The organism is uncultured Clostridium sp. (genome assembly GCF_934754915.1).
GTDB lineage: Bacteria > Bacillota > Clostridia > Clostridiales > Clostridiaceae > Clostridium.
Window position 1 is genome coordinate 1 of record NZ_CAKVKB010000298.1, and the last position, 2,212, is coordinate 2,212.

General features: G+C 25.4%; 2 protein-coding genes. Both read left to right on the forward strand.

Annotated elements, in window-relative coordinates; genetic code table 11:
• Positions 1-352, forward strand: a 352-nt coding sequence (locus Q0F58_RS19055; RefSeq protein ID WP_294379598.1) for a flagellin, incomplete at its 5' end; no start/stop codon positions are given.
• Positions 353-448: 96 nt separating this feature from the next.
• Positions 449-2,194 (forward strand): motility associated factor glycosyltransferase family protein, encoded by a 1,746-nt coding sequence (locus tag Q0F58_RS19060; protein ID WP_294379600.1) that lies wholly within the window; start codon positions 449-451, stop codon positions 2,192-2,194.
• The last annotated feature ends 18 nt before the right edge of the window (positions 2,195-2,212 follow it).

Genomic DNA, 2,212 nt, shown 5'->3' on the forward strand with positions numbered 1-2,212 from the left:
AATTGATGTAACTATGCAAAGCATGGATACTGCTAAGCTTGGCATTGAAAACTTAGATATGGCTACATCAGCTAACGCTTCAGCAGCTTTGGCAAAAATTGAAACAGCAATAACTACTGTATCTGAACACAGAGCTACACTTGGTGCTGTTCAAAACAGATTAGAACATACAATAGCTTCTACTGATACAACATCTGAAAACTTACAAGCATCAGAATCAAGAATCAGAGATACTGATATGGCTAAGGAAATGATGGAATACACTAAGAGCAATATCTTAACTCAAGCAGCTCAATCAATGCTTGCTCAAGCTAATAGTGCACCAAATAGTGTATTACAATTATTACAGTAATTTAATATAAAAAAAGTGGATTCATTATGAATCCACTTTTTTTATATTAAAGAAATATACATAATTTAACGATAATATTATGAGGTGATACAGTCTATGATAAAAATATTTGAAATTGAAAAGACAAAAGATAATTATGATATATTAAAAATAATGAAAGACAATAAAAGTATTTATATGGGCAGTAAATATAATATGGAAAATGATATAAATAATTTTTTGAAAAATATTGAATCAGATTTTGTATCTAAATTAATATTTGTGTTTGGATTTGGTGCAGGAGAACATATAAAAAAACTTAGAGATTTATATAAAAAATCGAAAATAATAATTTTCGAACCTAATAGTGAAATTTCTCAATTTGCAAATAAATTAGACTGGGTAAAACGGGATGAAAATTTAAATATTATATATAATGATGAAAATCGATTTAGAAACTATACAGTAGGAACAATTGATATTGAAAATGTAAAAAATATAAAGGTTGGCATATTTGCAAATTACAATAAAGTATTTCCTAAAGAAAGCAAAAAATTTTTGGATATAATTAAAGAATCTTTAAATTCAGCTATATTGGATTTAAAAGTTAAAGATTTTTTTAGTGAACAATGGTTTGAAACATTAGTAAAAAATATTCCTTATATGTTAAAAAGTCATCATGTAGATGAGATAAAAGATGAGTACAAAAATAAACCTGCAATAATTGTATCAGCAGGTCCATCTCTTGAAAAAAACATAGATGAATTAAAGAAGGCAGAAGGAAAAATTCTAATATTTACAGGAGGAAGAAATCTAGAAGGACTATTAAATAGAAATATAAATCCAGATTTATTAGGAGTTATAGATGGATCTTATGAAGCTTATGAAATAATAAAAGATATAATAGATAAAATAGATATACCATTGTTATTTTTAGATATTACAAATGAAAATATAGTAAGCAATCATAAAGGAGAAAAAATATTTACAAGACAGAATGCAATTATTGATTATATATTAGGTGAAAAGATTTATACATTAAATGGTGGAGGTTCAGTAGCTCATATACTTACATCATTTGCTATTATGCTTGGATGTAATCCTATAGTCTTTATAGGTCAAGATTTGGCTTATACTAATGAAAAAAGTTATGCTGGATTTTCTGGGACATTAGGAGATACTAGAAGTTACAGTAAAATGGTATCGAAAGATGATATATATGTTGAAGATGTCAACGGGGAACAAATTCGAACAAGTATATTATGGGACAGTTTTAGATTATATTTTGAAAAAATTATTGCATTACATCCTGAGATAGAATTTATAAATGCAACTGAAGGTGGAGCAAGAATAAAAGGAACAAAAGAAATGAAATTATCTGATTTTATTGAAAAATATAATTACGGAAAAATAAACAATTTAAATGTACTTCTAAAAAGTAAAAAAATAAAACCAATCAAAGTTCAACACGGAATTGATTCAGTAGAGAAACTTCAAGATGAATTATCAATCATTTTAAATAAAACAAATAGAGCTTTGAAGGAACTAGATGAATTAAAAATAGCATCAATAAATAAAAATTTTAATAAAATAAATTCTATTATTCAAGATTTAGATAAAATAGATATTTTAATAAAAGAAAAAAGACATGAATTTGCATTTATAGAATCGTTGCTTCAACCAATTATAAACAAGATATTATCAAAATCAAACATTAAGGGGAAAAGTGAAGAAAATAATAATATTGATGCTATAATAGAAGAGAATAAAGAATTATATGGCACAATACGTAATAGCTCACAGAAGGCAATAGAAGCTTTAAGAAAATTAAAAGCAAAAATAAAAGAAATGTATGAATTTTAATTTTAGAAGGAGATTTTG